The 25,744-nt window shown below is 49.3% G+C and carries 24 protein-coding genes; 11 read left to right on the plus strand and 13 right to left on the minus strand.

Annotated elements, in window-relative coordinates:
• Positions 1-23: 23 nt before the first annotated feature.
• Both yajL and panE read right to left on the minus strand, forming a co-directional pair.
• Positions 24-614 carry a protein deglycase YajL gene (gene yajL, locus A8F97_RS02265; RefSeq protein ID WP_014700841.1) on the minus strand — a complete coding sequence of 197 codons (591 nt, stop codon included), beginning with the start codon at positions 612-614 and terminating at the stop codon, positions 24-26.
• Entirely contained in the window at positions 577-1,485 is a 909-nt protein-coding gene (gene panE / locus A8F97_RS02270; protein WP_033071828.1) for a 2-dehydropantoate 2-reductase, read from the minus strand. The genes yajL and panE overlap by 38 nt, the downstream gene beginning before the upstream one ends.
• A gap of 188 nt (positions 1,486-1,673) precedes the next feature.
• Here panE and A8F97_RS02275 point away from each other — a divergent pair, with 188 nt between their 5' ends.
• Entirely contained in the window at positions 1,674-2,165 is a 492-nt protein-coding gene (locus tag A8F97_RS02275) for a YajQ family cyclic di-GMP-binding protein (RefSeq protein ID WP_005976012.1), read from the plus strand.
• A 61-nt stretch (positions 2,166-2,226) separates the two neighbouring features.
• On the opposite strand, the gene A8F97_RS02280 is transcribed toward A8F97_RS02275, so the two are convergent.
• The 8 genes from A8F97_RS02280 to A8F97_RS02315 form a co-directional block, all read right to left on the minus strand.
• Positions 2,227-3,591, minus strand: coding sequence for an MFS transporter (locus A8F97_RS02280; RefSeq protein WP_014700839.1), 1,365 nt, complete (start codon positions 3,589-3,591; stop codon positions 2,227-2,229).
• A gap of 234 nt (positions 3,592-3,825) precedes the next feature.
• The gene (gene cyoE, locus A8F97_RS02285) at positions 3,826-4,716 is read right to left on the minus strand and encodes a heme o synthase (protein ID WP_033071827.1); all 891 of its coding nucleotides are present in this window, start codon (positions 4,714-4,716) and stop codon (positions 3,826-3,828) included.
• A 14-nt stretch (positions 4,717-4,730) separates the two neighbouring features.
• Positions 4,731-5,063 (minus strand): cytochrome o ubiquinol oxidase subunit IV, encoded by a 333-nt coding sequence (locus A8F97_RS02290; RefSeq protein WP_011092734.1) that lies wholly within the window; start codon positions 5,061-5,063, stop codon positions 4,731-4,733.
• Positions 5,063-5,677: a cytochrome o ubiquinol oxidase subunit III gene (locus A8F97_RS02295; RefSeq protein ID WP_014700838.1), complete on the minus strand. Its 615-nt coding sequence runs from the start codon at positions 5,675-5,677 to the stop codon at positions 5,063-5,065. The genes A8F97_RS02290 and A8F97_RS02295 overlap by 1 nt, the downstream gene beginning before the upstream one ends.
• Entirely contained in the window at positions 5,667-7,658 is a 1,992-nt protein-coding gene (gene cyoB / locus A8F97_RS02300; RefSeq protein ID WP_033071826.1) for a cytochrome o ubiquinol oxidase subunit I, read from the minus strand. The genes A8F97_RS02295 and cyoB overlap by 11 nt, the downstream gene beginning before the upstream one ends.
• A gap of 4 nt (positions 7,659-7,662) precedes the next feature.
• Positions 7,663-8,625 carry a cytochrome o ubiquinol oxidase subunit II gene (gene cyoA, locus A8F97_RS02305; RefSeq protein ID WP_033071825.1) on the minus strand — a complete coding sequence of 321 codons (963 nt, stop codon included), beginning with the start codon at positions 8,623-8,625 and terminating at the stop codon, positions 7,663-7,665.
• A 421-nt stretch (positions 8,626-9,046) separates the two neighbouring features.
• On the minus strand, positions 9,047-10,534 hold the full coding sequence (gene ampG / locus A8F97_RS02310; protein WP_033071824.1) for a muropeptide MFS transporter AmpG: 1,488 nt from the start codon (positions 10,532-10,534) through the stop codon (positions 9,047-9,049).
• 59 nt (positions 10,535-10,593) lie between these two features.
• Positions 10,594-11,172, minus strand: a complete 579-nt coding sequence (locus A8F97_RS02315) for a lipoprotein (protein ID WP_033071823.1) — start codon at positions 11,170-11,172, stop codon at positions 10,594-10,596.
• A 448-nt stretch (positions 11,173-11,620) separates the two neighbouring features.
• Here A8F97_RS02315 and bolA point away from each other — a divergent pair, with 448 nt between their 5' ends.
• The 9 genes from bolA to A8F97_RS02360 all read left to right on the plus strand — a co-directional run bounded on the left by bolA (position 11,621) and on the right by A8F97_RS02360 (position 22,443).
• Positions 11,621-11,935 (plus strand): transcriptional regulator BolA, encoded by a 315-nt coding sequence (gene bolA, locus A8F97_RS02320; protein ID WP_014700833.1) that lies wholly within the window; start codon positions 11,621-11,623, stop codon positions 11,933-11,935.
• Positions 11,936-12,252: 317 nt separating this feature from the next.
• Positions 12,253-13,557 carry a trigger factor gene (gene tig, locus A8F97_RS02325; RefSeq protein ID WP_014700832.1) on the plus strand — a complete coding sequence of 435 codons (1,305 nt, stop codon included), beginning with the start codon at positions 12,253-12,255 and terminating at the stop codon, positions 13,555-13,557.
• Between the two features lie 527 nt (positions 13,558-14,084).
• Positions 14,085-14,708 carry an ATP-dependent Clp endopeptidase proteolytic subunit ClpP gene (clpP, locus tag A8F97_RS02330; protein WP_014700831.1) on the plus strand — a complete coding sequence of 208 codons (624 nt, stop codon included), beginning with the start codon at positions 14,085-14,087 and terminating at the stop codon, positions 14,706-14,708.
• A gap of 162 nt (positions 14,709-14,870) precedes the next feature.
• The gene (gene clpX, locus A8F97_RS02335; protein ID WP_014700830.1) at positions 14,871-16,145 is read left to right on the plus strand and encodes an ATP-dependent protease ATP-binding subunit ClpX; all 1,275 of its coding nucleotides are present in this window, start codon (positions 14,871-14,873) and stop codon (positions 16,143-16,145) included.
• 190 nt (positions 16,146-16,335) lie between these two features.
• A complete protein-coding gene (gene lon, locus A8F97_RS02340) occupies positions 16,336-18,717 on the plus strand; it encodes an endopeptidase La (protein ID WP_005976030.1) in 2,382 nt (793 codons plus the stop codon).
• A 192-nt stretch (positions 18,718-18,909) separates the two neighbouring features.
• Entirely contained in the window at positions 18,910-19,182 is a 273-nt protein-coding gene (gene hupB, locus A8F97_RS02345; RefSeq protein WP_005976031.1) for a nucleoid-associated protein HU-beta, read from the plus strand.
• A gap of 336 nt (positions 19,183-19,518) precedes the next feature.
• Entirely contained in the window at positions 19,519-21,402 is a 1,884-nt protein-coding gene (gene ppiD / locus A8F97_RS02350) for a peptidylprolyl isomerase (protein WP_014700829.1), read from the plus strand.
• 138 nt (positions 21,403-21,540) lie between these two features.
• On the plus strand, positions 21,541-21,906 hold the full coding sequence (locus A8F97_RS02355) for a helix-hairpin-helix domain-containing protein (RefSeq protein WP_014700828.1): 366 nt from the start codon (positions 21,541-21,543) through the stop codon (positions 21,904-21,906).
• Between the two features lie 138 nt (positions 21,907-22,044).
• Positions 22,045-22,443 carry an acyl-CoA thioesterase gene (locus tag A8F97_RS02360; protein ID WP_014700827.1) on the plus strand — a complete coding sequence of 133 codons (399 nt, stop codon included), beginning with the start codon at positions 22,045-22,047 and terminating at the stop codon, positions 22,441-22,443.
• Positions 22,444-22,519: 76 nt separating this feature from the next.
• Here the strand turns inward: A8F97_RS02360 and queC are convergent, their stop codons facing one another.
• From queC to A8F97_RS02375, 3 genes are all read right to left on the minus strand, one after another.
• Entirely contained in the window at positions 22,520-23,215 is a 696-nt protein-coding gene (queC, locus tag A8F97_RS02365; protein WP_014700826.1) for a 7-cyano-7-deazaguanine synthase QueC, read from the minus strand.
• A 124-nt stretch (positions 23,216-23,339) separates the two neighbouring features.
• The gene (locus A8F97_RS02370; protein WP_025918776.1) at positions 23,340-24,416 is read right to left on the minus strand and encodes a PLP-dependent cysteine synthase family protein; all 1,077 of its coding nucleotides are present in this window, start codon (positions 24,414-24,416) and stop codon (positions 23,340-23,342) included.
• Positions 24,417-24,574: 158 nt separating this feature from the next.
• Complete coding sequence (locus tag A8F97_RS02375; protein ID WP_014700824.1) at positions 24,575-25,018, minus strand: hypothetical protein; 444 nt, start codon at positions 25,016-25,018, stop codon at positions 24,575-24,577.
• A 263-nt stretch (positions 25,019-25,281) separates the two neighbouring features.
• On the opposite strand from A8F97_RS02375, the gene A8F97_RS02380 reads away from it, so the two are divergent.
• Positions 25,282-25,743, plus strand: coding sequence for an Lrp/AsnC family transcriptional regulator (locus A8F97_RS02380; protein ID WP_005976040.1), 462 nt, complete (start codon positions 25,282-25,284; stop codon positions 25,741-25,743).
• Position 25,744: the final 1 nt, after the last annotated feature.

Here is a 25,744-nt window from a genome sequence, read left to right on the forward strand (position 1 = left end):
GGGGGTTATAAACTGCGCGATTATTAATCGTGATAGTTATAAATTCCCGGCGGCAGAATGAGCTGTGCGGCGACCTCAGCGGCTTTTTCTTTCCCCAGCAGCAAATCAATGATCTTCAGAGCGAAATCCATACTGGTGCCAGGCCCTTGTGTGGTTAACAGATTCACGCGTGGATCGTAGACGACGCGTTTATCCATCCATTTCTCTGGCGCTATACTCTCTTTGAATGTGGGATAGCCCGTCATGTTTCCTACGGGGAACAACTGATGATATTCAAGCACCAGCGCCGGTGTGGCACACATGGCAGCGACAATTTTTCCTTCCAGATGCGTTTGCCGAATGCATTCCACCAGTATTGGGCTATCGCGGAAGCACTCCGCACCTTTTAACCCGCCCGGTAGCACAAGCACATCGAAAGGCCGATCGGCGACCATAGCCAGTGGCGCATCGGCCAGCAGCCTTACCCCGCGTGAACAGACGATTTCAAGGTCGCCATCGCTTGCCACGCTGGCAAGTGTTACCTGAATACCCGCCCGGACAAGCAGATCGATAGTCGTGACGGCTTCAATTTCTTCACTACCAGGCGCCAGACACACCAGTGCCGATGCGGTCATAATCGTTTTCCTTTTGCTTAATGTAGTCAAATAGGCGGGCATTCTCGGGGAGCGTCAGACCGTGGAGACGCGCACGGTGCAGCAAATACCCGGTAATGTAGTCAATTTCAGTATGTCGCTGAGCGATGATGTCCTGCAACATCGATGAGGTATTTGCCGCGGTGTTCTGAATAATTTGATTAACGTAGAGTTGCAGACTGTCTCGCGATGTGTGGAAGCCTTCCCGTTCCATGACATTGGCCACCTCCTGACAAAGTGAAGTAATTAGCTCCGGATATGCGGCAAGTTCGCCATTGGCGCAGTGATATTTCACCGTCAGTGGATTGATGACGCAGTTAGCAGCCAGTTTGAGCCAGCAGGTCGCGCTGATATTGCTATGCCAAGCCACATCCGGTAAGGCCTGATGCAGTATTTCTGCCAAATGGCTTTGACTACTGTCTCCGTTAAACGTACCGATATGCGTAGTGCCTGCGGCAACGTGGACGACGTTGGTTGCGTCGCGCCGGGCCGCGTGGGTGGTGATACCAAGCACCAGCGGCTGCTGTAGTGGCGGTAACTCTTCCCGCGTACCCATCCCGTTATGTAACAGCAAAATCGTGCAATGCGGGTTGAGTTGGGGCAACAGTACGGTAACGGCATCGGAAACTTGCCAGGCTTTTAGCGTGACCAGTAGCAGTTCGCTCTGGGCAAGATGATCGGGATCGTTAGCCGTTAGGTTGAGATTGCAGTGCTGGCCGTCCAACAGGGTGACATTGACCGAACAATACGGTTGCGGAATGCGCAGCCATCCCTGGAGATCATGTCCTTGTTGATGCAACGCGGCGAGCCAAAGTTGCCCCAGCGCGCCACAGCCAAGAACGGTGATTTTCATGTGCGTCTCCCTTATTTGATGCGGGCACTGTCGATCTCCTATCATAGGCTATCATTCACACCATAATTTTGTGTTATTCGGCCTGTTTACCTGATACAGAGTAAAAATCGGGATCGTGTCTGGCATCTTGCTTATCGCAGAAGAGCGGTTATTATGCTCGCCAGCCAAATTTGTCAGGAGAGCGAATTATGCCATCTTTCGATATTGTTTCGGAAATTGATATGCAGGAAGTCCGTAACGCGGTGGAAAATGCGACGCGCGATCTGAGCACCCGCTGGGATTTTCGCAATGTTCCGGCTAGCTTTGAACTGAATGAGAAATCACAGAGTATCAAAGTGGCCAGCGAGTCTGATTTTCAGGTACAACAACTGGTTGATATTCTGCGTGAAAAGTTGGTTAAGCGCGGTATTGAAGGCGGTGCGCTGGAAATTCCAGAAGAGATGGAACACAGCGGCAAAACGTACAGTGTGGAAGCGAAGCTGAAGCAAGGTATTGAAACTACGTTGGCGAAGCAAATTATCAAGCTGATTAAAGACAGCAAGCTAAAAGTGCAGGCGCAGATTCAGGGTGAACAGGTTCGCGTCACAGGGAAATCACGTGATGATTTACAAGGTGTGATGGCGTTGATTCGTGGTGGCAATTTGGGACAACCGTTCCAGTTTACCAACTTCCGCGATTGATACTTTTAGTCCCACGCCGATGAACAACAAGGCCAGCGAGAACGCTGGCCTTTTGCTTGGCTTAAACGTGGCCCACTACTTGTTCTAACTGCTGCCGATTGGTCTTTTTGTTGTCGATCTTCACATAGGCGCTGTACTCATCCGGCACGATAACCACTTCAGCAACGCCAGGCTGGGTGCGGATTCTCTGTTCCAACTCACTATCCTGCAATGCTAAATCGGTCAGCGAGATTCTTAGACTGCTGAGATAGGGCGGTTCCTGCATGGTGAAACTGACGAACAGCCAGATAGCGGCAATGGCTGCGCCAGCCATAAACACAACAGATGCGCCATAAAGCTCAAACAATCCACCGCCTAGGCTCCCGCCAATTGCTACACCGATAAACTGTGTGGTGGAGTAAACGCCCATTGCGGTGCCTTTGTATCCCGCTGGCGATTCCTTGCTAATCAACGATGGCAACAGCGCCTCCATGACGTTGAAAGCCAGAAAGAATAGCTGTACGCCGAGGATAATTTGCCAGAGATGGTTACCCGCATCCCACAGGACGACTTCTGCGGCGATTAATACCACGATGCAGCCGATGAAAACCTGTTTCATCCGCCTTTTCACTTCGGCATAGATAATGAAGGGTACGACGCCAACAAAGGAGAGCAGCATAGTAACCAGATAGATTTTCCAGTGATCCTGCGGTGCCAGTCCTGCGGATTCCATCGCGCGGGGGAGGGCGACAAAGCTCGACATCAGCAGGATATGAAGGCACATAATGCCGATATTCAGCTTTAGCAAGCGGCTATTGCCGAGTACTTTGCGGAAGCTGCCACGCACCATCGCCGATTCTCGATTCAGGACGTGCGCAGGAGCGGAAGGAATCAAGGTTAGAGTAATGAGAATGCCAGCGAATGATAGAAGGGCGATGCCCCAGAAGAGCGCCTGTAAGCCAAAAGCATGGGTAATTATAGGGCCAACAACCATGGCGATAGCAAAGGTGACGCCGAAGCTAACGCCGATAAACGCCATGGCTTTGGTTCGGTTCTGTTCGCGTGTTAAGTCGGAAAGCAGTGCCATGACGGCCGCAGAGATGGCCCCTGCTCCCTGCAATGCCCGGCCAAGGATAATGCCCCAGATGGAATCACTTAGTGCTGCGATGATGCTGCCGAATGCAAAAATCAGCAACCCCCCGACGATCAGCGGCTTTCTGCCGATACGATCGGAGACTAAGCCAAAGGGGATCTGGAAAATAGCCTGCATCAGACCGTAAATACCAATCGCAATCCCGATCAGCGCTTCACTGGCTCCCTGCAAGGCCATGCCGTAAGTCGTCAAAACGGGTAACACCATGAACATGCCAAGCATGCGCAGTGAAAAAACAGCTCCCAAGCCCCATGTGGCGCGTAATTCGCCTGAGGTCATTTTATTATCGTTCATTCGTTACCTCTGAAAACAATTGGCGCTATTTTAGTGTGTTATTGGCCAGACAGTAAACGATAGGTTTGTTACCTGATTTGGCCGAGAGGGAAATAGGGGAGTGAAAAAGAAAAAAACGTAGGGAGCATTTTTCAATGCTGCTAGCGATTGCCTGGAGGGGGGCTTCCTGTATGCCATAAAAAAACAGGCGGACGAGCCACCTGTTTTTCTTAATGAATAACGTACTGCTTATGGTTAACGCAGATAGGTCAGCAGAACTTCATGCGCTGGCGCCATTGAATCCACGGACATCATCACGCTCAGTGAGGTAATCGCGACGATGGAGAAAACAAACAGCTTTCTTGCCCATACGCGGTCATCTATCGCGTTTTTATAGCCCGACAACGCCATACCCAACCACCATACACTGACCGCTGCGGCAACGATCAGGTATTTATAGCCAGCATAGCCGCCGAGAGATAGCATCAATGTTGCTACTGCAAACGCGACGATATAGAGCGTAATGTGGTTTTTCGCAACGGAGATACCCTTCACAACAGGTAGCACCGGGATATTGGCAGCCTGATAATCCTTAAAGCGGAAAATCGCGATCGCGTAGGAATGCGGCATCTGCCACAGGCTAAAGATCAGCAGTAGAATCAACGCGCCAGCGTCGAACTGGTTGCTGACGGCACAGTAACCGATAACGGGTGGTGCCGCGCCGGACAGGCTACCAATCAGCGTGCCATAAACAGAATGCCGCTTCATGTACAGGCTATATACACCGACATACACGACGAAGCCCATCACCGCCAGCCACATGGCCAGCGGGTTGGCCGCGATGTACAGCAGGGCAAAACCCGCAATACCTAACAGCGATGCGTAAACCAGTGTTACCTTCAGCGAAATCAGTCCCTTTACCAGAACCCGATTTTTGGTTCTCTCCATTTTCTTATCGATATCGCGGTCAATGACGTTGTTAAACACGCAGCCAGACGCAACGACTAACGACACACCCATGAGGGTGGCGAGAAACAAGGGATAATCAATGCGGCCCTGTGCCGCAAGGAGAAACCCACCGATAACGGAAATCAGATTTCCGAAAATAATTCCTGGTTTAGTAACTTGCAGGTATTGCTTAATCATCTTTTACGGCTCTGTTACTGGATCATCATATTGTGGTGTGCGCTCATCATAATCCAGATGGAGCCCACGACAACAATCGCGATAATCAGGACGGCAAACACAAGAGCCACCACGTTCCAGCGCTCTTCTGAGGACGTATTCAGGTGCAGGAAGTACACCAGATGCACCAGAATTTGAACCACTGCACATCCCACCACCGTGAAAAGAATGGCGTTGTGCGAGGCAGTGCCGCTCATGACCATACTGAAAGGAATGACTGTCAAAATAACAGACAGAACAAAACCTATCACATACGATTTAACGCTACCGTGGCTGGCACCTGCATGATCGGTTGTTGAATGACTCATTAGATTGCCCCCAGCAGATAAACAACGGTGAAGACACAAATCCACACCACGTCAAGGAAGTGCCAGAACAGACTCAGACACATCAGACGCGTTTTGTTGGTTGCCGTCAGGCCACGTTTGGACACCTGAATCATCATGATGACCAACCAGATCAGACCGCCCGTTACGTGGAGCCCGTGAGTACCGACCAGCGCGAAGAAGGCGGACAGGAACGCGCTGCGATCCGGGCCATAGCCTTCCACGATCAGGTGATGGAATTCATAGATTTCCATCCCGATAAACACCAGGCCGAACAAGAAGGTCACACCCAACCAGGTATTAACCTGAGATTTGTTGCCTTTGTTCATGGCGATCATCGCCATGCCGTAGGTAATACTACTGAACAACAGCGCGAACGTTTCCACCAGCACGAAAGGCAGTTGGAAAATGTCCTTCCCGCTTGGGCCACCAGCCGTACCGTTAACCAGTACTGCATAGGTTGCGAACAGTGACCCGAAAATGATCAGGTCGCTCATCAGGTAGACCCAGAAGCCGAATACCTTATTGGCTCCTGTGTCGTGGTGCCCATGCTCGGCATGGGCAGTATTGTGGTTAGCCAGAGTTTCAGTTGACATGTTTCACGCCTGCCTTACTGAGTTGATCAAAGTTCTGATTCTCAATTTGCTCAATTTCTTTAACCGGCACGTAGTAATCCACGTCCTGATTAAAGCTATGCACAATCCAGGTCACAATCATGCCTGCAAAGCCAGCGATGGCCAGCCACCAGATATGCCAGATCATCGCAAAACCGAATACCAGACTGAATGCGGAGATAATCACACCAGCACCGGTATTCTTCGGCATGTGAATTTCTTCATAGCTGGCAGGGCGCCTGTAAGCTTCACCTTTCTCTTTTGCTTCCCAGAATGCATCACGCTCGTCGATGTGTGGCACGATGGCGAAGTTATAGAACGGCGCAGGAGAAGACGTTGCCCACTCCAGCGTGCGTCCACCCCACGGATCGCCCGTTAGATCGCGGTTCTGGTCACGGTCACGGATACTGACATAGAACTGGATAACCTGACACAGCACACCGATACCGATCAATACCGCGCCGATGGAGGCCACAACCAACAAGGTGTGGAATTCAGGGCTGATTTGCTGGCTCAGACGACGCGTCATGCCCATGAAGCCGAGAATATACAGCGGCATGAAAGCAACGAAGAAGCCGATAATCCAGAACCAGAACGCGCGTTTACCCCAAGTTTCGTTCAGAGTGAAACCAAAGGCTTTCGGGAACCAGTAAGTAATACCTGCGAAGCAACCAAACACCACGCCGCCGATGATCACGTTATGGAAGTGAGCAATCAGGAACAGGCTGTTGTGCAAGACAAAGTTTGCGCCCGGTACGGCCAGCAGTACGCCTGTCATCCCACCGATGGTGAAGGTGATGATGAAGCCTGTGGTCCACAGCATCGTGGAGTGGGGCTGAATACGACCTTGGTACATGGTGAACAGCCAGTTGAAGATTTTAACCCCGGTTGGGATTGAAATAATCATAGTGGCTATACCAAAGAAGGCGTTGACGTTCGCGCCGGACCCCATGGTAAAGAAGTGGTGCAGCCAAACGATAAACGACAGAACCGTAATCGCAATGGTGGCCCATACCAGTGAGGTGTAGCCAAACAGACGCTTTCTACAGAAGGTGGCAACCACTTCGGAGTAAACACCGAATATCGGCAGCACCAGAATGTAAACCTCAGGATGACCCCATGCCCATATCAGGTTGATGTACATCATCATGTTGCCACCCATATCATTGGTAAAGAAATGGGTGCCGAGGTAACGGTCAAGCGTCAGTAGCGCAATGGTAACGGTTAATATCGGGAATGCGGCAATGATCAGCACGTTGGTACACAGCGCTGTCCAGGTAAATACCGGCATTTTCATCAGCGTCATGCCTGGCGCGCGCATCTTCAGAATCGTCGCGAAGAAGTTAACGCCAGTCAGCGTGGTACCGATACCGGATATCTGTAGACTCCATATCCAGTAATCGACCCCAACGCCGGGACTGTACTCCTTTCCTGAAAGTGGCGGATAGGCCACCCAGCCAGTCTGCGCGAACTCACCTACCCCGAGAGAGAGGTTGATCAAGACAACGCCAGCCACAAACAGCCAGAAACTGAGGGAGTTCAGGAAGGGGAAAGCAACATCACGCGCACCGATCTGCAAGGGAACCGCAAGGTTCATCAAGCCAACAACGAACGGAGTTGCCACGAAGAAGATCATGATGACACCGTGCGCGGTGAAAATCTGATCGTAGTGGTGAGCGTTTAGGAAGCCCTCATGCCCGGCAGAGGCAAGAACCTGTTGGCCGCGCATCATGATGGCATCGGCAAAGCCACGAATCATCATCACCAAACCGACGATGACGTACATGATACCGATTTTCTTGTGGTCGACGGAGGTGAACCACTCAGTCCACAGCCACTTCCACTTACCGAAATAGGTTATTGCCGCCAGCAGCGCAAGGCCGCCGACGATGATCGCCGCCACGGTGACCATAATAATGGGTTCGTGGTACGGAACCGCATCGAGTGTAAGTTTTCCGAACATCGTATTATCCCTCGGCTCCTTTGTGCGAGCTATGCTCGCCCATGTTCATACCCTCACCGTGTTGCATGTTTTCATCGGGCTTCATGCCTTCACCATGATGTTGCATGTTCATGTCGTTGCCTATGAATTTGCGAATAATATTATTAAACAAATCCGGCTGGACACTGGAGAAGTATTCGACAGGATGGAATTCACTTGGCTTAGCCAACGTATTGAATTCATCCATAGTATTCAGTGTCTTGGAGGACGCACGAACGTTCGCAACCCACTGATCGAATTCCTGTTGGGTTGGTGTGGCAATCGCGGTGAACTTCATACCAGAGAAACCTTTACCACTATAACCGCCAGAGATCCCGTCATATTTGCCCGGTTCATTAGCGATTAAATGGAGCTTCGTCTGCATTCCAGCCATGGCGTAAATCTGTCCACCAAGACGAGGGATGAAGAAGGAGTTCATCACTGAGTCGGATGTGATCTTGAATGCAACAGGTACATTGGCAGGGAAAGCCAATTCGTTAACCGTAGCGATACCAAGGTCCGGGTAAACAAACAACCATTTCCAGTCAAGCGAAACGACTTCGACATTGATAGGTTTGACGTCTGATACCAGTGGCTTGTACGGATCAAGCGAGTGAGTCGTCTTCCAGGTAATCGTGCCAAGAATAACGATAATGATAATTGGTACAGTCCAAACTACTGCTTCTATCTTATTGGAGTGTGACCAGTTTGGGGTATATTTTGCCTTTTCATTGGAAGCACGAAACTTCCAGGCAAAAGCTATCGTCATAACGATAACGGGAATCACAACGATCAACATCAGCCCGATGGCAGTCAGTATTAACGATCGTTGTTCTAACCCGACCTCTCCTTTGGGGTTCATTAGCGCCATATCGCAACCGCTCAGCAGAGCAGTGGCTGCAAATAAAGACAGCATCCCAAAAATTTTATTGTATTTCTTGAGTCTCATCTAGCGACCTCAATAACAAGGGCTCTATTGTCATTTCATGCGAGCGGGCATTTTACGGGAAGGTTACTGCACTGTAAACATGATTAAGGTTATGTCAGCCGATTGTTGCTGTTTTTTGCCCTTAATGTCACAAAGATAGCCAAAATAAAAATGATATTTAAAAACAGCAAATTAAGTAGCTACCCCGATGAGAGTATGGATGGATAATAAGAAATTACAACTTACCGTAACGCTTATTTTCTATTTTTAGTTTGGTGGGGATTTTGCCCAATCTGTGTTTTTGCTAACGAATGAAATTAGTTCTGGAGAGATTTTACGAGGAAATAAAATTTCCTCTAGCAAGATAATTATGAAAAAAATAATTAAATAAAGGAATGGTAATAGGTTCAGGCAGCAGAAGCGCTGCCTGAACGAATATCAGTTAGTGTACGGACGGCTTGGACGCTCGCCTGAGTGACAAATAGTCCAGCAGGCTACCAAAGAAAATGCCCAGTAGAGCGAGCGCACCGCCTACGGCGAGCAGGTATTCTGCCAACCGCGGCAATGAAGACCACGCCAGCGCATTGCTGATGAGCAAGACGAGCCACAGTGCCAGTAATATCACCCCTAGCCCTAACACACGTAAGGCCTTTTTGTAATAATTTTGGAAGTGTGTACGTAACTGAAATCTATCTGTTTTCTGAGTGAATTCCAGCGTCTCGCGGCAAATCATCAAGATTGCCAGGCCCGGTAATGCGGCAAAGATTGAGAACAGATAGAACCATGCCCAGCCATAGGATTCGACAAACCAGCCGGCAATCGGGCCAACGTAAACCCGTCCGACAGCAGAAAGGGCAGAAAGCAAGGCAAACTGCGTGGCTGAGAAGGATTTATTACATAACGTCATCAACAGGGCGACAAATGCTGCCGTTCCCATTCCGCCGCAGAGATTTTCCAGAAAAACAGCGCTGGCCATGGTAAACAGATTTTTGGCGGTGATAGCCAAGAGCCAGTACCCTGCATTTGAAACGGCCTGAAGGATGCCAAACAGCATCAGCGCTCTGAACAAGGAGAGCCGTTGCATTAGCAAACCGCCATAAATAGCGCCGACAATGGTGGCGAATAGTCCAAGGGTTTTGTTAACCAACCCGACATCACCGGCATTGAAGCCAACGCCACGTATCAGGAAGGTAGTCGTTAGACTCATCGCAAAGGCATCACCGAGTTTGTATAACACGATCAACAGAAGAATGAGCCAGGCGTTGTTGCGTTCGAAGAAATCGCGCAGTGGGGCAACAATCGCTTGTTCCATGGTGCGCGGCGCGGGCTGGCTATTCAATGGTTCGGGTGCTAACAGTGTGGCGAATACGCCGATCAGCATTAACCCAGCCATTAACCAATAGGTTGACTGCCAGCCGAGGTAACGATCGGCCATCCACAGTGCTAACCCGCCAGAAACCAGCATGGCCAGTCGGTAGCCTAGTACCGAGGTAGCTGCACCCGTGCCGCGTTCTTCAGGGGGAAGTAAATCCGTCTTATAGGCATCAAAAACAATATCTTGAGATGCGGAGCAGAACGCGACCAGAACCGCCAGCGCAGCCAGCCACCAGAGATCGCGTGCTGGGTTCATAAACCCCATACCAATGATGGCAGCAATAAGCAAAAGCTGACTGAGAACCAGCCACCCACGGCGTCTGCCAAGAAACGGCGGGGTGTAGCGGTCCATCAGGGGGGACCACAGAAACTTGAATACGTAGGCTTGGCCAACCAAAGAGAAAAAACCAATGGTTTTCAGATCGACATTTTCGACGGTCATCCACGCTTGCAGCGTGCCAGATGTCAGGGCCAGGGGCAAACCGGAAGCGAAGCCAAGCAATAGCATAAAAAGCGAATTACGTTGGCTGAACAAAGTAATGATGCGACTAAACATGAGGGATCCTTTCCCTTGCTCTATGACAAGTCAGGAGCAAGGGAAGCGGCGTGCAGAAATTAACGGGCGTTTTCTTTGATAAACGTACTTACGGTGGTGTCTTGCGCCATGTCGTTGATGACATCGCTTAACACTGTGTTAACCGCATTGGTGATGTTTTGATTGTTGGCGGTAAACGCGCCCTGAACGTTATAGGTTGAGCGGTAGTTTTTCACCTGTTTGTTACCATTTGCCGCTTGAGAAATAATGGAGATATCTGCTTTAGTCGTGATGTTGTAGCGCAGGTTGCCTTCGGAGACATCGGCGTACAGGTGGTTAACCACGATCTGTAAGGCTACTGGGCCGCCTGTTCCGATCATATAACCCCGTGTGGTCATTTGTTTTTCCAGTGCTTCTTGCAGCAGGAAACGTAGATCGCGGGAAGGTGTCAGCGTAACCAGTTGTCCATCGCGATTCACTTTTGCCAGAGCCTGGTCGGCGCGCTGGTCTGCACCATTGATGCTAATTGTCACGCCCATCAGCGTAGGATCCTGAGAAGGCAGGCTAATTTTTGGGGTGACGTTCAGCGTGTTGCTTTTTGCTGCACACCCGGCAAGCAGGATGACGGCCAGAAGAGGGAAAAATAATTTTTTTAACATTCGTATTTTCTCAATAATGATTAGTGTGGTGAGCTGACAAATATTGTTGATATCATATCATCGCCACTGGCAGGAAAAAGAGCAGATAGTAGGTAAATTATCCTGAAACTCATCTTTTTCATGCTTTTGACATGAAAAAAACGTTTTATCACATCAAACTCGTCGATGGCATATCAACCTGTTGCGAACATTTTTCCTCTTTCCAGGCCGTTTTGGCGCATAACAGTTTGAAAAAACGTTAAGGTTATACACTAAATAATTCGAGTTGCATGAAGGTGACAAGGGCGGGAATCCCGATGAGCTTACTTAAGTAAGTGATTCGGATGAGTGAACGCAGCCAACGCGCATGCGGCTTGAAGTATGACGGGTATATAATGATTCGGGCATCGGTGAACGATAGCTATGTCGCGTTGATATCAATTTTTCCCCAAGCTGAAAGGGTTGCCGTATGATGCGTGAAACGATAGAAGAAAAGCTGCGTGTGGGGTTTGAACCCGTTCATTTAGAGGTGATTGATGAAAGCTATCGTCACAACGTGCCTGCGGGAGCAGAAAGCCATTTTAAAGTTGTACTGGTTAGCGATAAATTCACGGGCGAACGCGTGATCGGGCGACATCGCTCAGTTTATGCTGTACTGGCTACGGAGCTTGCTGGCTCTGTGCATGCGTTAGCGCTCCATACGTACACGGCAAAAGAGTGGATCAGTTTGCAAAACGCCGTCCCTTCTTCACCTCCCTGTGGTGGCTCTGGCATTCTTTCTTAAGTCATGAATATGACCCGTTCCTGGTATATCGGAGCGGGTTACTGACAAAAAGTGTGAATCCGTTGCTGTAATAGTCCGCCTGCCGTTCTCGACTCATCCTCTCTATATCGCTATAATGCTGCGTCTATTTTTCCTGAATGTATTCGGGACGCTTCTGACTACAAGGACGGGGTTGGCAATTTCCCGGTTCTGCGAGGTTGATTCGAGCTGTGCGCCTTGGTGCCAGCCGTCTAAATTAGTCTTGCTGTCGTGAGGGTTTTTCGTCGCGAGAATAGTTTTGGGGTTGACCGATCACTGTGATTTTTTGAGGTAACAAGATGCAAGTTTCAGTTGAAACCACTCAAGGTCTGGGACGTCGCGTAACGATTACCGTTGCTGCTGACATCATTGAGAGTGCGGTGAAGAGCGAGCTGGTCAACGCGGCCAAAAAAGTACGTATTGACGGTTTTCGTAAAGGCAAAGTGCCGATGAATGTTGTTGCTCAGCGTTATGGTGCCTCTGTGCGTCAGGACGTATTGGGTGACCTGATGCAGCGCAACTTTGTTGACGCTATCATCAAAGAAAAAATTAATCCGGTTGGCGCGCCTAACTATATCCCTGGCGAATACGCTGTCGGCGGCGACTTCACTTACTCTGTTGAGTTTGATGTATACCCAGAAGTCGAACTGAAAGGTCTGGATGCAATCGAAGTTGAAAAACCGGTTGTTGAAGTGACTGACGCAGATGTTGATACCATGCTGGATACGCTGCGTAAGCAACAGGCTACCTGGAAAGAAACTGACCGCGCTGCGGCAGCGGAAGATCGTGCCACTATCGATTTCACTGGCTCTATCGACGGTGAAGTCTTTGAAGGCGGAGAAGCATCCGACTTTGTTCTGGCGATGGGCCAGAATCGCATGATCCCAGGCTTTGAAGATGGCATCGTTGGGCATAAAGCGGGCGAAGAATTCACGATCAACGTGAACTTCCCAGAAGATTACCATGCTGAAAACCTGAAAGGAAAAGCGGCTCAGTTCGCTATCGTCCTGAAGAAAGTTGAAGAGCGTGAACTGCCTGAACTGACTGAAGAATTCATCAAGCGTTTCGGCGTGGCTGATGGTTCTCAGGAAGGTCTGCGTGCTGAAGTCCGTAAAAATATGGAGCGTGAGTTGAAAGGCGCGGTGCGTAACCGTGTGAAGACTCAAGTTCTGGATGGACTGATCAACGCAAACGAGATCGAAGTGCCTGTCGCACTGATCGATGGCGAAATTGATGTTCTGCGCCGTCAGGCTGCACAGCGTTTTGGTGGCAACGAGAAGCAAGCGCTGGAATTACCGCGTGAGCTGTTCGAAGAGCAAGCTAAACGCCGTGTTGTGATCGGTCTGCTGCTGGGCGAAGTGATCAGCAGCAATGAGCTGAAAGCTGATGAAGCACGCGTTAATGCACTGATCGAAGAGATGGCCTCTGCTTACGAAGATCCGCAGGAAGTTATCGAGTTCTACAGCAAAAATAAAGAGCTGCTGAACAACATGCGTAACGTCGCGCTGGAAGAGCAAGCGGTAGAAACTGTGCTTGCTAAAGCGAAAGTGGTTGAGAAATCAGTAAGCTTCAACGAACTGATGAACCAAACGACTACGGCATAAGCCTTGTTGATCTCAACAGTGCTTATTGTGTAGTTGGGGTGCTTCCCTATCAAAAGCCCGTGCCTTATGGCGCGGGCTTTTTGCTTATAGTTTTATGCCATCTTGATACTGATGATTAGCGTCTGGACGCTACATTATCTCCGGTATTCCCGTCAGAGAAGGCGCAAGGCATGATTGCCTAAAATTGCACTATCATTAACTCAGTGAAGAATTTATTCGGTCAGGCAAAGAGTTAAACCACAGATTTACTGTGCCGATAACGTGTTAATAATAAAATAATTGGCTCTTTAATACAGAGCGATTGATAGTGTAAGCTTGAAATACAATGTATGTGCCCCCACTCATTGAAGAAGAAAAGTTGGCACAGCAGGTAAAGATTATCGGCTGTTGGGTTGTTCAACAGGGGCTCAAGGGCGGAGTAGGGTAGGGTTCCATAGTCATCCCCTCCTATCTCTAGTAGAATTGAGCAATGCAATGATTGAACAACGCAATAAGAGTGCCGGACGCATTTTATCTAGGAGACGTGAATGTCATACAGTGGCGAACAAGAAAGACAAGCACCTCATATGGCATTAGTGCCGATGGTGGTTGAACAGACCTCGCGTGGGGAACGTTCTTACGATATCTATTCCCGTCTGCTAAAAGAACGGATAATCTTCCTGACTGGTCAGGTGGAAGATCACATGGCGAATCTGGTTGTGGCACAGATGCTGTTTCTGGAAGCCGAAAACCCAGAAAAAGACATTTATCTGTACATTAACTCACCCGGTGGCGTGATTACTGCAGGTATGTCCATTTATGACACCATGCAGTTTATCAAACCAGATGTCAGCACGATTTGTATGGGACAGGCTTGTTCAATGGGCGCGTTCCTGCTGACGGCTGGTGCCAAAGGCAAACGTATTTGCTTGCCTAACTCACGCGTCATGATTCACCAGCCATTGGGTGGTTTCCAGGGGCAGGCAACGGATATTGAAATCCATGCCAAAGAAATACTGAAAGTGAAAGCCAAAATGAATGAGCTGATGGCGAAACACACGGGACAACCTCTTGAAGCGATAGAGAGAGACACAGAGCGCGATCGTTTCCTCTCTGCAAGTGAGGCAGTAGAATACGGTTTGGTAGACTCCGTATTCACTAACCGTGGGTAATTATTCGCCATATTAGCGGTCTGATATGGCTAAAGATCAGTGTTCGACCGATAGTCTGTTGTGCGAAGTTATTTTACGCGTATTGGCTATAAATATCGGCGTTCGTTGTAGCGGTATCGCTGTGGTTGGCCTGCGGGCAAAAGACGAAAAGAGGTTTGACTCATGACAGATAAGCGCAAAGACGGTTCAGGAAAGTTACTGTACTGCTCTTTTTGCGGCAAAAGCCAGCATGAAGTGCGTAAGCTGATTGCCGGGCCGTCGGTGTATATCTGCGATGAATGTGTTGACTTGTGTAACGACATTATTCGCGAAGAAATTAAGGAAGTATCGCCCCACCGTGAGCGCAGTGCGTTGCCGACGCCACACGAAATTCGCCACCACCTTGACGATTACGTCATTGGTCAAGAGCAGGCCAAGAAGGTATTGGCCGTTGCGGTCTATAACCACTATAAACGCTTGCGTAATGGTGACAGCAGCAACGGGATCGAACTGGGTAAAAGTAACATCCTGCTGATCGGTCCGACAGGGAGCGGTAAAACGCTGTTGGCCGAAACGCTGGCGCGCTTCTTAGATGTCCCGTTCACCATGGCGGATGCGACCACGCTGACTGAAGCGGGTTACGTCGGTGAAGACGTTGAAAACATCATTCAGAAACTGCTGCAGAAGTGCGATTATGATGTGCAGAAAGCGCAGCGTGGGATTGTCTATATCGATGAAATCGACAAGATTTCTCGTAAGTCAGACAACCCATCGATCACCCGTGATGTGTCTGGTGAAGGCGTGCAACAGGCGCTGCTGAAGCTGATCGAAGGGACGATTGCCGCGGTTCCGCCACAGGGTGGCCGTAAGCATCCGCAGCAGGAGTTCTTGCAGGTTGATACCTCCAAGATCCTATTCATCTGTGGTGGTGCGTTCGCGGGGCTGGACAAAGTGATCGAGCAGCGTACCGATACGGGACGCGGTATTGGCTTCAATGCGACGGTTAAAGGATCGGCTGAAAAAGCGACCGAAGGCGAATTGTTAAGTCATGTTGAGCCGGGTGATTTGATCAAATTTGGTTTGATTCCTGAGTTCATCGGGCGTCTACCGGTTGTCGCAACGCTGAGAGAATTGAGCGAAGACGCATTGATTCAGATTCTGCGTGAGCCGAAGAATGCGCTGACCAAACAGTATCAGGCGCTGTTCAATCTGGAAGGCGTTGAGCTGGAATTCCGTGATGAAGCGCTGACGGCGATTGCGAAGAAAGCGATGGTGCGTAAAACAGGTGCGCGTGGTTTGCGTTCCATTGTTGAAGCTGCGTTGCTGGAAACGATGTACGATCTGCCATCGCTGGAAAGTGTGGATAAAGTTGTTATTGATGAATCCGTGATTGCTGGGCAGTCGGAGCCATTGCTGATCTATGGCAAGCCCGAGACACAGCAGGCTTCTGGCGAATAATTAATCAACTAAGCTGAATCAAAAAATAAAAATGGGGGATTTTATCCCCCATTCGTTTTTACACGTATTCTGATTGTTGAATGTGAGATATTTATCCCCATATACTCAAATACCTATTTGATGAAACTGTGAAAACCGCGTTTCACGAGATTCCCATAACCTGGCGGAAACGAAACTAAGAGAGAGCTCTATGAACCCTGAGCGTTCCGAACGCATAGAAATCCCCGTATTGCCATTGCGCGATGTGGTGGTTTATCCGCACATGGTCATTCCGTTGTTTGTTGGTCGGGAGAAATCGATTCGGTGCCTTGAAGCCGCAATGGATCATGACAAGAAGATCATGCTGGTGGCACAGAAAGAAGCTTCAACGGATGAGCCAAGTATTAACGATCTTTTTTCGGTAGGGACGGTAGCCTCAATTCTTCAAATGCTGAAACTGCCTGACGGCACGGTAAAAGTGCTGGTCGAGGGGTTACAGCGTGCGCGTATTACGACGCTCTCTGATAGCGGTGAGCATTTCGCTGCACACGCCGAATATCTTGATTCCCCGGCGATTGACGAGCGTGAGCAGGAAGTCCTCATGCGCACGGCGATTAATCAGTTTGAGGGATACATCAAACTGAACAAGAAGATCCCGCCGGAAGTGCTGACGTCGCTGAACAGCATTGATGATGCCGCACGTTTAGCTGATACCATTGCTGCGCACATGCCGCTGAAATTGTCCGATAAGCAGTCTGTACTTGAAATGTTCGACATCACTGAACGTTTGGAGTACCTGATGGCGATGATGGAATCCGAAATCGACCTGTTGCAGGTAGAAAAACGGATCCGTGGCCGCGTTAAGAAACAAATGGAAAAAAGCCAGCGCGAGTACTATTTGAATGAGCAAATGAAAGCTATTCAGAAAGAGCTGGGCGAGATGGATGACGCACCCGATGAGATCGAAGCGTTAAAGCGCAAGATCGAAGCGGCAAAGATGCCGAAAGACGCACGTGAAAAAGCCGAAGCAGAGTTACAAAAGCTGAAAATGATGTCGCCAATGTCGGCGGAAGCAACGGTGGTGCGTAGCTATATTGACTGGATGGTGCAGGTGCCATGGAATGCGCGCAGTAAAGTGAAGAAAGATTTGCTGAAAGCGCAGGAAATGCTGGATACCGACCATTATGGGCTGGATCGCGTCAAAGAACGTATCCTCGAATATCTCGCAGTACAGAGCCGTGTCAGCAAAATCAGAGGGCCGATTCTGTGTTTGGTTGGGCCTCCAGGCGTGGGTAAAACGTCGCTCGGTCAGTCTATTGCCAAAGCAACCGGACGTCAGTATGTGCGCATGGCTCTGGGTGGCGTGCGTGACGAAGCGGAAATCCGTGGGCACCGCCGTACCTATATCGGTTCAATGCCGGGCAAACTGATCCAGAAAATGGCGAAAATCGGTGTAAAAAACCCGTTATTCCTGCTGGATGAGATCGACAAAATGTCTTCCGACATGCGTGGCGATCCGGCTTCTGCTTTGCTGGAAGTGCTTGACCCTGAGCAGAACGTTGCATTTAACGATCACTATCTGGAAGTCGATTACGATCTGTCCGATGTGATGTTTGTTGCCACGTCTAACTCCATGAACATCCCGGCACCGTTGCTTGACCGTATGGAAGTCATTCGTCTTTCCGGCTATACCGAAGATGAAAAACTGAATATCGCCAAACAGCACTTGGTGCCGAAACAGATCGAGCGTAATGCGCTGAAAAAGGGTGAATTGTCGGTAGAAGACAGTGCGATTGTGGGTATTATCCGTTATTACACGCGTGAAGCTGGCGTGCGTAGCCTGGAGCGTGAAATCTCCAAACTGTGCCGTAAAGCAGTGAAAACGCTGTTGATGGATAAATCGACTAAGCACATCCAGGTTTCGGGAGATAACCTTAAGGATTTCCTTGGGGTACAGCGCTTTGACTATGGCCGCGCGGATGATGAAAATCGCGTAGGGCAGGTGACCGGTCTTGCTTGGACAGAAGTCGGTGGCGATCTGCTGACGATTGAAACCGCTTGTGTGCCGGGTAAAGGGAAGCTGACCTACACTGGTTCATTGGGCGAGGTCATGCAGGAGTCGATTCAGGCTGCGCTTACCGTGGTTCGTGCCCGAGCGGAAAAATTAGGCATCAATGCTGATTTTTATGAGAAACGTGATATTCACGTTCACGTTCCGGAAGGAGCGACGCCGAAAGACGGGCCGAGCGCGGGTATTGCTATGTGTACTGCACTGGTTTCTTGTCTGACAGGCAATCCGGTGCGTGCGGATGTGGCGATGACGGGGGAGATTACCCTGCGCGGTCTGGTATTGCCGATCGGCGGCCTGAAAGAGAAATTGCTTGCTGCACACCGCGGTGGAATCAAGACGGTATTGATTCCAGATGATAACAAGCGCGATCTGGAGGATATCCCACAGAACGTGATTGCCGATCTGGAAATTCATCCGGTGAAACGTATCGAGGAAGTGTTGGCGTTAGCGTTGCTGAATGCGCCTTCTGGCATTCAGGTGGTCTCGCCCCCTAAGGCCAGAACCAAAGCCAAGGCAAAATAGTGACCTGTCGCAAAAACCCTTGAGAAAATCAGGGCTGGTGAGTGAAATCGTGCTTGCCAGCTTTTTTTTGTACCGCTAAGTTAGAGCACTGTTAGTTTTAGCCGTAACTGGCTAAGCATGACAGTATTGATAATACGTGTCGCGTCTTGGGACATTGAAGCGCGATAAGAGAATTCCAGAGGGGATGACAGAGTGAACAAGTCACAATTGATCGACAAAATTGCCGCAGATGCTGATATTTCCAAAGCGGCAGCAGGGCGTGTGTTAGATGCAATTATTGGTTCCGTTACCGAATCCCTGAAAGAAGGGGATGATGTTGCCTTAGTTGGTTTTGGTACTTTCTCAGTGCGTGAACGTGCTGCCCGTACCGGTCGTAACCCGCAGACGGGTAAGGAAATCAGTATCCCTGCGGCAAAAGTACCAGGATTCCGTGCTGGTAAAACGCTGAAAGACGCTGTTAACTGATTATTACGTCACAGGTTTGGTTGATAACCACTTTGGGTGCCAAACAATACCTGACGCAATGATATTGGTAGGGTAAGATACGAGGCGCATCATTTTGTGATGTGCCTTTTATTTATATAGAACTATACATACCCGACACACGGCGGAACGTGGCTGAGGCGACGTTAAAACAGCAAGCATTGTTTTTTTAAATTAAACAGAGCAACTGTCGTTGTGTGGTGGGCAATAAGCTTAAGTGCGCCCTAGCCTTGTATTGGGCTATAGCAATCGCAAGGATGCATGGCTCCGGCCAGCGCAGGGAGTTTTATCCATTCTACAGCGGAGTGTTGTCACATTATGATGGACAATTTACGTACGGCCGCGAATAACGTCGTGCTCAAAATTATTCTTGCTTTGATCATCGCATCATTCGTTTTAACTGGCGTTGGTGATTATCTTATTGGTGGTTCCGGAGATTACGCTGCAAAAGTGAACGGGCAGGAAATTACCCGCGGACAGCTTGAGCAAGCGGTACAGAACGAACGCAGTCGTCAGCAGGAAGCCTTGGGAGAGAATTTCTCTATCCTGGCTAGTAATGACGGTTATATGCAGCAATTGCGTAAGCAGGCACTCTCCCAACTGATTGATGAAACCTTGCTGGATCAGTATGCCAACAAGCTGGGGTTGAACATCAGCGATGAGCAAATCAGACAGGCGATCTTTGACGTTCCCGCGTTTCAGACAAACAAGCATTTTGATAATGAAAAATATTTGGATCAGGTTCGCCGCCTTGGCGTAACGCCGGATATGTATGCTCAGATGTTACGTAAGCAATTGACTTCACAACAGTTGATTCGTGGTTTTGGCAACACCGCATTCCTGCTGCCGCAGGAGATCGACAATCTGGTGAAGCTGGCTGCACAAGATCGCGTTGTTCGTGTAGCAACCATTGATGTCGCTGCCAAGGCGAAAGCCCTGACGGTTGCTGATGATGAAGTACAGAGCTATTACGATCAAAATAAAGGGCGTTTCATCGCACCAGAAGAATTCAAAGTCAGCTATATCACGCTGGATGCTGCAAGCATCATGGACAATGTGAAAATAGATGATAAGGCCATCAATGATTTCTACGAGCAGAATAAGAACGACTATTCCCAACCTGAACGCAAAAAATTCAGCGTCATTCAGGTGAAGAATGAGGCAGATGCAACGTCTGTTCTGGATGCGTTGAAGCAAGGTGGCGATTTCGCTACGCTGGCGAAAGAGAAATCAACCGACATCATCTCGCGCCGTAATGGTGGCGATCTGGGGTGGATGGACGAAAACAGCACGATTGATGAGCTTAAGCAGGCAAAACTGGCGGAGAAAGGCCAGGTTTCCTCAGCAATTAAATCCTCTGTTGGCTACCTTATTGTGCGTCTGGATGATGTTCAACCGCAGCAGGTTAAACCGCTGAGCGACGTGCGTGCTGAGATCGCTGAAAAAGTGAAGCACGAAAAAGCGCAGGATGGGTTCTACGCGCTACAACAAAAAGTGAGTGAGGCGGCTAGCAATGACAACGAGTCCCTGGCTTCAGCAGAAGAAGCGGCGGGTGTTAAAGCAACGCAGACCGACTGGTTTACGCGTGAGCAGGTTCCTGCTGCACTGAACTTCAAGCCGGTAACGCAATCCATCTTTAATGGCGCACTGCTGGGAGAAAATGGTGCTGCGGGCAATAACTCCGATGTGATTAACGTTGACGGCGACCGCGCGTTTGTTCTGCGTATCACCGAACATCGGCCTGAAAGCACTCGTCCTCTGGATCAGGTCCGTACCGAGATCGTAGAGGCTCTGAAACGTCAGAAGGCTGAGCAGCAGGCTCGTGTAGACGCTGAGAAAATTCTGGCTGAGCTAAAACAAGGTAAAGACGACGCACTTAAAGCCGCAGGATTGAGCTTTGGTCAGGCAAAAACGCTGTCCTCTATCTCTCAAGGCGATGCAACGGCAGAGGCCATTTTTGCTATGCCGCATCCAGAGAAAGATAAGCCGTCTTATACGATTACCCAGGATCAGGCCGGTAACATCGTGCTGGCTGCGCTGGATAGCGTAACGCCACATCAGCTAAATGATGAGCAGAAAACACAGTTTGCCAGCCAGGTTCAGCAAGGCTCTCTGGGGGCGCTGTTTGATTCTCTGCTGTCTAGCTTGCGTAGTGAAGCGAAAATCAAGATGGGCAATGCGGCGGCGCAGGAACAGCAATAAGCTCCGCAAAAATTTGCAAATCGTTGCAACAACCAAAGGCCGCTTTCGCGGCCTTTTCCACATTTAAATTCTGCTGTTTGCGATGTCGATTGGTGTACGGCAAGGTAGCCGTGCTGTCACACACATGGAGGAAACAGCATGAAAAAATCAGGAATAAAAGCACTGTGCTTAATCATTGGGATGAGTTTGTCTGGGTTGCCATTACTGGGTCAGGCGGCACCTAAAGCCGCTGACAGTACAGCGACGGCGGTGAAATCTGCACCAACAGATCAGAAAGCAGAAAAAGCAACGCTTCCTGATGGTGATGAGGATAAGGTAAGCATTAATACTGCGGGGGCGGCTGAGCTGGCTGAAATCATGAACGGTGTCGGCCTTAAAAAAGCGGAGGCGATAGTTAGCTACCGTGAACAAAATGGTCCTTTTACCCAGATCGATCAATTAACTGAGGTCCCAGGAATCGGAGCCGCGTTAGTTGAGCGTAATCTCTCGCGGTTAAAACTGTAACGTTTTTAAAACCGTGATGCTTTTAAAACTGTGATATCAGTCGCAGCCCAGTCGAGCACTTTCTCTGGGCTGCGAACCTCTGCTAGGCTCATTATCAGTCATACCCGTTCTTGATTCTGTCACAGGAGCATTAATACGATGCAGACGTTCATCACCGTTCGTGGTTATCACATTGATGTTTATCAGCACGTTAATAACGCGCGCTATCTGGAATTTCTGGAAGAGGCGCGTTGGCAGTGGTTGGAAACGTTGCCCGCGTTTGGCTGGATGCAGAGTAACAATATTGCTTTCGTGGTGGTCAATATCAATATCAACTATCGCAAGCCTGCCGTTCTCGGTGACGTGCTATGTATTGATAGTGCGCTACTGCAGATAAATACGAAAAGTGGGGTGATCAGTCAGAAGATCACTTGTGTGCCGGATGAAAGGGATGTGGTTGATGCCACGCTGACGTTTGTCTGCATTGATTTATTGACGCAGAAAGCGCTACCGCTGGAGGGGGTACTGCTGGAGCATTTAAACGAGATTCGTCGTTAGCATAGGCAGCAGGACACCCCTGTACGATGCGGCCTGCTGGTTTTACTTTGTCGTATAGGTTCTGCGTGGTGCCGCCTCAGCGTAACCCTACTTTCTGCTTTAGTGATGCCATCACAATTTCGGCATCATTTTGATATTGTGCGAGTCCATTTGCGCGTAAATGACAGGCGGCACATTGGCCACATCCATCACCCTGGATGCCGTTATAGCAAGTTAGCGTGTGGTAACGCACGGTATCGAGTTGCTGGTAGTAATCCGCCAGCGCCCAGGTTTCGGCCTTATTGAGCCACATCAGCGGGGTTTCAAAACGGATATTACGAGCAATACCTAAAACAATGGCCTGATTCAGTGCCTTGACGAATTCATCCCGGCAATCTGGGTAACCGGAAAAGTCGGTCTCACACACGCCGGTAATGACGGCTTCTGCACCAACCTGATAGGCGTAGATAGAAGCGAGTGTCAGGAAAAGAATGTTTCTTCCTGGCACGAAGGTATTAGGGATACCTTGCGCATTGGCGTCATAATCAGGGACCGGGATACTATCACGCGTCAGACTGCTCGTGGCCAGTTCATTCAGCAATCCGACGTCCAGAATCTTATGCGCCGTTGCCCCCAGTTTCTGGCTGAGTTCCTGAGCGACTTCAATTTCGGCACGGTGGCGTTGCCCATAATCGAAGGTGATGCAGTGGACATCATCATAATGTTGCAGAGCTTGGATTAGGCAAGTTGTGGAGTCTTGTCCACCGCTAAAAACGACAACAGCACGCTTCATTCTTCATTCACCTTAACGTGACGTGAACCGCAATACGTTTTAATGCACTGCGGTACAAAGTCGTTATTTTACCTGAAAAATGGTTTGTATTCAGCGCTGCGGCTGCGTGCCGAATAAACGGATCTTACGCAAGGTTGGCTTCAGGCATTAGATGAGATATCTCCCGGCAGTTCAGGGCAGTAAGGTAAGGGGTAATGTCACCGATATTTTTTTCTACCCAATTGCTGTTGTAGTAGGTATCCAGATAGCGTTCGCCGCTGTCGCACAGCAAGGTCACGATAGCGCCTTTTTGGCCACGGCTAACCATTTCTTTGGCCAATTGCAGCATCCCCCAGACGTTGGTGCCGGTCGAAGCGCCTGCCTTGCGGCCTAACACGCTTTCCAGCCAGTACAGTGTGGCGATGCTGGCGGCGTCCGGCACTTTGATCATGCTATCAATGACGCCAGGAATAAAAGAGGGCTCTGCTCGCGGGCGACCAATACCTTCTATCCGACTACCACACGGGCCAGTGATAGAGCGGTCCCGTTTCTGGTAACAGTCGTAGAAGACGGAGTTTTCTGGATCAACGACGACCAGTTGCGTATCCAGCCCCTGATAGCGAATGTAACGCCCGAGCGTTGCTGACGTGCCGCCAGTTCCCGCGCTCATCACGATGTAGTCCGGTACAGGATGCGGTTCACGTGCCATTTGTCGGTAAATGCTGTCAGCGATATTGTTATTGCCACGCCAGTCAGTGGCGCGTTCCGCATAGGTGAACTGATCCATATAATGGCCGTTCATCTCTTGCGCTAACTGTTCGGATGCTGCATAGATTTGCCCTGCCTGTTCGACAAAATGGCAGCGTCCACCATAGAAAGCGATTTGCTCGATTTTTCTTTTCGCCGTGCAGGAGGGCATGACGGCGATAAACGGTAGGCCGAGCAAGCGTGCAAAATAGGCTTCTGACACGGCAGTGCTGCCAGATGACGCTTCGATAATTGGCGTACCTTCTTTAACCCAACCGTTGCACAACCCGTAGAGAAACAAAGAGCGAGCCAGACGATGCTTTAGGCTGCCGCTGGGATGTGTGCTTTCATCTTTGAGGTAAAAATAAATACCGGGATAATCCGGCAGGGTCAGACGGATAAGATGTGTGTCAGCCGAACGCTGAAAATCTGCTTCGATAGCGCTGATGGCATTTTTAACCCAGGTATTGGTCATGATGAAAACTCGATTAGGCAGTGATGCGAATAGATTAACGAGTTTTCAGGATAAAAAAATTATCTTTTTATCTCTTCATGACCAATTTAATGAAATTATTTTCCCCTATTTATCTTTATTTGGGGATTTATTTTCTATTAATGTTCTATGGAGTGTGGCTATCCAAAAATCATGGCAATGGCTGCGGCTATGGCGACGAGAGCCATTAACGTAAATGCCATATTGATAGCACTAATGATAAAAGGGAATGCGATTACGGCGATGCCGAGCATTGCTGAGCTAATGCAAGATCTGGCCGATTCACGGCGAGTGAAGCCGAAAACAGCGAAAATAATAGCGAGACAGCCTAATGCGGATGTCGCGGCAATGACGAGTCGTCGTTCATTGAATGATGGCTCGGGGCGCTGTGTCTGGGGAGCTTTCCCCATCAGTCTGTCTAGGGTGGTGTCTCGGATAGAAACAATTTTCTCTGCGACCCGCTCTTCAATGGAAACCTCGGGCTTTGATGGCCCAGTCCAAAAGTAGGTGACGGAAATAAGCAGTGCCAATGCGCCAAGAACCATCCCAATCGTACTGAATTTACTCTTTTTATCTGTTGTCATCGTTTCGCCACTCCTGATTGGCATAAAATACGTTGTTGGTTGATATCGTCATAAATCGTAGAATTCAACCAGCCCGTTTATCGTATCACCTTCTGTGAAAAACAATGAAATATCATACTATACAGTTGGTTATATTTTCCTTCCGCAACAAAACCAATTGACTACTGTTATCCGTAAATGTTGAAGATGGTTTTTGTCGGCAGAACATTACTTTTCTCTCTTAATGGGGGAAAGTAGGGAAAAATTTTCTATGGAGTGGCGCTATGTTGGATAAAATTGATCGCACATTGCTGAATATGCTGCAACAGGACTGTACGCTTTCGCTACAAACGCTGGCCGATGCGGTCAATTTGACATCTACACCGTGCTGGAAACGTCTGAAGCGTCTGGAAGAGGAGGGGATCATCCGGGCGCGGGTGGCGCTGTTAGATAATGAGCGTCTGGGGCTAGGATTGACGGCGTTTGTCTTATTAAAGACGCAGCAGCATAACCGTGACTGGTATCAGACATTTACTCGCGTGGTCTCAGATATGCCGGAGGTGTTAGCTTTCTATCGCATGGCCGGTGAATATGATTACCTGATGCAGGTTCAGGTTGCTGATATGAAAAGCTATGATGACTTTTATAAGCGGTTAGTGAATGGTATTCCCGGGCTGGTCGATGTAACATCTAGCTTTGCTATGGAACGAATCAAGCATACCACGGCACTGCCTTTATCCCTGTGAT

It is taken from the genome of Pectobacterium parmentieri (genome assembly GCF_001742145.1).
In the GTDB taxonomy this organism is placed as follows: Bacteria; Pseudomonadota; Gammaproteobacteria; order Enterobacterales; family Enterobacteriaceae; genus Pectobacterium; species Pectobacterium parmentieri.

Coding starts and splice junctions, on each gene's coding strand:
- yajL (WP_014700841.1), bottom strand. CDS start 614: ATGACCGCATCGGCACTGGTGTGTCTGGCGCCTGGTAGTGAAGAAATT.
- panE (WP_033071828.1), bottom strand. CDS start 1,485: ATGAAAATCACCGTTCTTGGCTGTGGCGCGCTGGGGCAACTTTGGCTC.
- A8F97_RS02275 (WP_005976012.1), top strand. CDS start 1,674: ATGCCATCTTTCGATATTGTTTCGGAAATTGATATGCAGGAAGTCCGT.
- A8F97_RS02280 (WP_014700839.1), bottom strand. CDS start 3,591: ATGAACGATAATAAAATGACCTCAGGCGAATTACGCGCCACATGGGGC.
- cyoE (WP_033071827.1), bottom strand. CDS start 4,716: ATGATTAAGCAATACCTGCAAGTTACTAAACCAGGAATTATTTTCGGA.
- A8F97_RS02290 (WP_011092734.1), bottom strand. CDS start 5,063: ATGAGTCATTCAACAACCGATCATGCAGGTGCCAGCCACGGTAGCGTT.
- A8F97_RS02295 (WP_014700838.1), bottom strand. CDS start 5,677: ATGTCAACTGAAACTCTGGCTAACCACAATACTGCCCATGCCGAGCAT.
- cyoB (WP_033071826.1), bottom strand. CDS start 7,658: ATGTTCGGAAAACTTACACTCGATGCGGTTCCGTACCACGAACCCATT.
- cyoA (WP_033071825.1), bottom strand. CDS start 8,625: ATGAGACTCAAGAAATACAATAAAATTTTTGGGATGCTGTCTTTATTT.
- ampG (WP_033071824.1), bottom strand. CDS start 10,534: ATGTTTAGTCGCATCATTACTTTGTTCAGCCAACGTAATTCGCTTTTT.
- A8F97_RS02315 (WP_033071823.1), bottom strand. CDS start 11,172: ATGTTAAAAAAATTATTTTTCCCTCTTCTGGCCGTCATCCTGCTTGCC.
- bolA (WP_014700833.1), top strand. CDS start 11,621: ATGATGCGTGAAACGATAGAAGAAAAGCTGCGTGTGGGGTTTGAACCC.
- tig (WP_014700832.1), top strand. CDS start 12,253: ATGCAAGTTTCAGTTGAAACCACTCAAGGTCTGGGACGTCGCGTAACG.
- clpP (WP_014700831.1), top strand. CDS start 14,085: ATGTCATACAGTGGCGAACAAGAAAGACAAGCACCTCATATGGCATTA.
- clpX (WP_014700830.1), top strand. CDS start 14,871: ATGACAGATAAGCGCAAAGACGGTTCAGGAAAGTTACTGTACTGCTCT.
- lon (WP_005976030.1), top strand. CDS start 16,336: ATGAACCCTGAGCGTTCCGAACGCATAGAAATCCCCGTATTGCCATTG.
- ppiD (WP_014700829.1), top strand. CDS start 19,519: ATGATGGACAATTTACGTACGGCCGCGAATAACGTCGTGCTCAAAATT.
- A8F97_RS02355 (WP_014700828.1), top strand. CDS start 21,541: ATGAAAAAATCAGGAATAAAAGCACTGTGCTTAATCATTGGGATGAGT.
- A8F97_RS02360 (WP_014700827.1), top strand. CDS start 22,045: ATGCAGACGTTCATCACCGTTCGTGGTTATCACATTGATGTTTATCAG.
- queC (WP_014700826.1), bottom strand. CDS start 23,215: ATGAAGCGTGCTGTTGTCGTTTTTAGCGGTGGACAAGACTCCACAACT.
- A8F97_RS02370 (WP_025918776.1), bottom strand. CDS start 24,416: ATGACCAATACCTGGGTTAAAAATGCCATCAGCGCTATCGAAGCAGAT.
- A8F97_RS02375 (WP_014700824.1), bottom strand. CDS start 25,018: ATGACAACAGATAAAAAGAGTAAATTCAGTACGATTGGGATGGTTCTT.
- A8F97_RS02380 (WP_005976040.1), top strand. CDS start 25,282: ATGTTGGATAAAATTGATCGCACATTGCTGAATATGCTGCAACAGGAC.